Source organism: Actinoplanes oryzae (assembly GCF_030757795.1).
In the GTDB taxonomy this organism is placed as follows: domain Bacteria; phylum Actinomycetota; class Actinomycetes; order Mycobacteriales; family Micromonosporaceae; genus Actinoplanes.
The window spans coordinates 1-4,513 of record NZ_JAUQWH010000304.1; the positions used below are offsets into that span (position 1 = coordinate 1).

Annotated in this window: 4 protein-coding genes; 1 reads left to right on the top strand and 3 read right to left on the bottom strand. The window is 70.3% G+C overall.

Annotation, left to right across the window (positions count from 1 at the left end):
* On the top strand, positions 1 to 1,659 hold a 1,659-nt coding region (locus tag RBH18_RS43125; protein ID WP_306216316.1), incomplete at its 5' end, for a PKD domain-containing protein.
* 27 nt (positions 1,660 to 1,686) lie between these two features.
* Here RBH18_RS43125 and RBH18_RS43130 read toward each other — a convergent pair.
* The 3 genes from RBH18_RS43130 to RBH18_RS43140 form a co-directional block, all read right to left on the bottom strand.
* Positions 1,687 to 2,727: an outer membrane protein assembly factor BamB family protein gene (locus RBH18_RS43130; RefSeq protein WP_306216317.1), complete on the bottom strand. Its 1,041-nt coding sequence runs from the start codon at positions 2,725 to 2,727 to the stop codon at positions 1,687 to 1,689.
* The gene (locus tag RBH18_RS43135) at positions 2,684 to 3,202 is read right to left on the bottom strand and encodes an SMP-30/gluconolactonase/LRE family protein (protein WP_306216318.1); all 519 of its coding nucleotides are present in this window, start codon (positions 3,200 to 3,202) and stop codon (positions 2,684 to 2,686) included. The genes RBH18_RS43130 and RBH18_RS43135 overlap by 44 nt, the downstream gene beginning before the upstream one ends.
* Positions 3,199 to 4,513: flavin-containing monooxygenase (locus RBH18_RS43140; RefSeq protein ID WP_306216319.1), on the bottom strand; the 1,315-nt coding region annotated here is incomplete at its 5' end. The genes RBH18_RS43135 and RBH18_RS43140, both read right to left, overlap by 4 nt.

Sequence of the window (4,513 nt, forward strand, 5' to 3'; positions counted from 1 at the left end):
ACCATCGCCAGCGGGGCGTACTACGTGCAGACCAACCTTGGTGGGGCCGACCGCGCCGGCGACCCGGCGATCGGCGCCTACCGGGTGAACGCGGCCGCCGCCGAGTTCTCGCGTCAGGTCGCCTCGGACCTGTACGGCGAGCACCGCCCGTACGGGTATCTGATCGGGGGCAGCGGCGGCTCGTACCAGGTGCTGGGTGCGGCGGAGAACACTGTTGGCGTCTGGGACGGCTTCGTCCCGTTCGTTATGGGTGTTCCGTACTCCATCCCCAGCGCGTTCACCGTCCGGCTGCACACACTGCGTGTTCTGCGCCAGCGCGACAAGTTCCCCGGGGTTCTCGACGCGGTCGACCCGGGCGGCAGCGGCGACCTCTACGCCGGGCTCGACGACGAGGAACGGGCGGCGCTCGACGAGGCGACGCTGCTGGGCTATCCGCCTCGTGGCTGGTGGAACCACACGACCCTCGACAGCGGATACTTCACCATGAACCACCCCGGCGTGGCCGCCATGGATCCCACTTACGTGACGGACTTCTGGACCGAGCCCGGATATCTGGGCACCGACCCCGCCTCGGCGATCGGCGCCGCCCGGTTCAGCTTCGAAACCACCGTCGCCGCCGTCATACCGGGTCCGGCCGCCCGGCTGGAACTGGCCGAACCGCCCGAGCGCGACCTGCGCGACGCCCATGTGGTCGCCCTCACCGGCCCCGCCGCCGGCCAGAGCGTGCCGATCTCCGCCGTCGACGGCCGGGTGGTCTCCTTCCCGATCTCCGCGGACCGTACGACGATTGCCGGCTTCCGGCCGGGCGACCTGGTCCGGATCGACAACTCCTGGATCCTGGCCCTGCAGACCTACCAGCGTCACCAGGTCCCCACCCCCGACCTGTACGGCTGGAACCAGTTCCGCGACGCCGCTGGCCGGCCCGCCCATCCGCAGCGGCCGAGGCTACTCGGGCCCGTCATGGCCGCGGGGGTGGCCGGGTCGGTGCCGGACGGGCGCATCCACGGCAAGATGCTTGTCGTCCAGAACCTCATGGACATCGACGCCTTCCCCTGGTTCGCCGACTGGTACCGCTCACGGGTGGCCGACCACCTCGGCGATGCCGCCGAGGACTCCTTCGCCCTCTGGTACATCGACCACGCCCAACACGACAACCCCAGCAGTGTCGCCGCCGAGGCCCGCACGATCGCCTACGGCACCGTCCTGCAACAGGCGCTGCGTGATCTGAGCGCCTGGGTCGAGAGAGGTATCCGGCCGGCCACGACCAGTTACACGGTTGCCGGCTCGCAGGTCGTTGTGCCGGCCGGCGCCGCCGAGCGGGGCGGCGTCCAGCCGGTTGTCGACCTGAGGGCCGACGGCGGCGTCCGCGCGGAGGTCGCCGTCGGGCAGCCGGTCACCTTTCACGCCCGCGTCGAGGTGCCACCCGGCGCCGGTAGCGTCGTCGCGGCCGAGTGGGACTTCCTGGGGTCGGGCGACTATCCCGTGCCGGCGGCCGTCGCGACCCCGCAGCCGGTCGTCGACCTGTCGGCCACCCATGCCTTCACGGCGCCGGGTACGTACTTCCCGGTCCTGCGGGCGGCTTCGCACCGCGACGGTGACCAGCAGACGCCCTTCGGACGAATCCAGAATCTCGGCCGCGTCCGGGTCGTCGTGCGCTGATATCCAGGTCTGTCGACCGAGGCCCGGCTATTCGCTGAGCTGCACGACGCCACCCTCCCGGTTGGCGGCGACGATCAGCGAACGGTCGGGAGCCACCACGAGGCCGGCGAAAGGTCTTGGAACGCCCGGTCCGTGAGCGAACAGGGCCGGCTGGGTTCGCGGGTCGGGGACGTTAACCTCAACGGTGGCCTCGACCCGGAACTCTCCGGTGCGCAGGTGCAGGGACTGCACCCGCCGCCGTCCGGCCTCGACGACGTACAGATGGTCGCCGTCGACCGCTATCCCCTGCGGCCGGTCGAGACCGTCGGCTACCCGCTCGCTGCCGTTGCTGGCGAGTCGGAAGAGGGCGCCCCCGGCTTCATCGCTGACATAGACCCGGCCGTCGGTATCGATGGCGACGTCGACCGGCCGGGCAAAGCCCTCCGCCAGGACGCTGACCCGGTCGTCGCCGTCCACCGTGAGGATCCGCCCGGCGCCGGACTCCGCGATCACCAGCACACCGTCGGCTTGTACCGCGAGGCCGAGCGGGCAGTCCAGGCCCGACAGCCGGTTGCGGGTCGTTCTCGTGGCGCGATCGTAGGTGAACATCTGGCCGTACTGGGAGGTGAGGTGAAGCAGGCCGCCGTCGGCGACGATGCCGTGTGCGAAAAAGACCAGCTGATCGCCGGTGTCGGGCCCGGCGATCCGGTAGTGGTCGGCGGCGTGCACGGTGCCGGCCAGGTCGATGGTCACGCCGTAGGGCCCGGCCGCGCCCCGCGGCAGCACCTCGCGGGTCCGGCCGTCCGGGAACACCTCGGTGATGCCTCCGCCGGCGAAGCTGGAGACGAACATCCGGTTCTCGTTGTCGACCGCGGCGTTGTCCTGGCCGCAGATGCCGGTGGTCACGGTCGTCCGACCGCCGCCGCCGAACAGGTCGATTTGCGTGATGATGCCGGCGGCGCCCCGGGAGAGCACGTGCAGGACGCCACCGCGGTCGAAGCGAACGGCGACGGGTTCGTGCACGCCGGTAGCGACAAGTTCGGGTTCACCGCCGCCGGGGGAGATGCGCAGGACCTCGCCGGTGAGCATGTGCGGGTAGTAGAGAAGGCCGTCCGGACCCAGCTGCATGGCGTTGCCGGCCGCGAGCGAGCCGGCGAGGACGGTCGGCTGCGATCCGCCGGGAAACAGTTCCAGCAGCCGGCCGCCCGGGACCCGACTCGTTGACGAACAGGCGGTCCCGTACGCAGGCGATCCCGTTGGGCCGGCGCAGATTGTCGCTGACCATCTCGTAGTCACCGGCCGGGCTGCGCCGCCAGACCCGGCCGGGGACCAGGTCGGTCACGTACATCGCGCCGGTGCTGTCGAAGGCGAGGTCGTCGGGGGACTGGATCGGATCGTCCGGGCCGGCGACGGTTTCCCGGTCGCCGGTGGTCAGGTCGACGGCGCTGATCCGCCCGGCGAGGAACTGCGCCACGTACAGCCGGCCGTCCGGGCCGAAGGCCACGCCGTTGGAACCGCGCAGGAAGGTCGGCCGGGTCAGGTGGTGCATCCGGCGCACGGTCACGGGCCGACCAGGACGTCGGCCAGGCCGCCTTCGGTCCGCCAGCGGCGGAGAAGGTCATGGAACGCGATCGGTCCCGGGCCGTAGGAGTTCATGGCCGCCGCGGGTTTCCCCTCGTTGTTGTTGTAGCCCGGTGTGCAGGACATCTGGAACTCGTACGTGTGGGGCGCGGTGTCGCGGATGGTCTGAATCCAGGCGTTCTCCGCCTCCAGGGTGGGCTCGACATAGCGGGCGTCGCTGCCGACCGCCGCTTTGACGACCGCGCCGATGTGGGTGGCCTGCTCCTGCAACACGTGGACGAAGTTCACCGACGAGGCGTTCTGCACCAGGCCGAGGTGGAACAGGTTGGGGAAACCATGACTGTAGAAACCGTGCAGCGTACGTGCCCCGTCGCGCCAGTAGCCGAGCAGCGGCATGCCGTCGCGGCCGTAGACCGGCAGCGTGCCGGAGGCGATGCCGGAGCGGCCGACCTCGAAGCCGGTGGCGAAGATGACGCAGTCGACCTCGTACTCGCGGTCGCCGACGACGACGGCGTTCTCGGTCATCCGGGTGATGCCGCCGTGGTCGGCAGTGTCGACGAGAGTGACATTGGACCGGTTGAAGGTCTGCAGGTAGTGGTCGCTGAACGCAGGCCGCTTGCACATGTACCGGTACCAGGGCTTGAGCAGGGCGGCGACCTGCGGATCGGTGACGATTTCGTCCACCCGGGCCCGGATCTGGTTCATCTTGTTCGCGTCCGCCAGTTCGAGTTGCTCGTCGGTCAGATCGCTGTGGCCGGTGAGCAGGCTGCGTTGCAGTCCGGCGGTGCTGGTCCAGCCGTCCGCGATCAGGTCCACCTCGGCCTTTCCTCCGGTCACGACGGTGAGGAAGTTGTCCATCCGCTCGCTCTGCCAGCCGGGCCGCAACGACGCCGCCCGCTGCGGGTCGGTGGGCCGGTTGTCCCGGACGTCGACCGACGACGGCGTGCGCTGGAAGACGTACAGATGCTCGGCATCGCGGCCCAGATGTGGGATGACCTGGATGCCCGTCGCGCCGGTGCCGACCACGCCGACGCGCTTGCCGGCCAGCTTGTTGAGGCCGCCGTTCTGGTCGCCGCCGGTGTAGTCGTAGTCCCAGCGGCTGGTGTGGAAGGTGTGGCCGCGGAACGTCTCGATGTCGGGAATGCCGGGCAGCTTGGGGGCGCTCAGCACGCCGGAGGAGACGACGACGTACCGGGCGCGCATCCGGTCACCGCGGTCGGTGAGCACGGTCCAGTCGGCGGAGTCCTCGTTCCAACGCAGCTCGGTGACCCGGGTGTGGAAGGTGGTGTCGCGG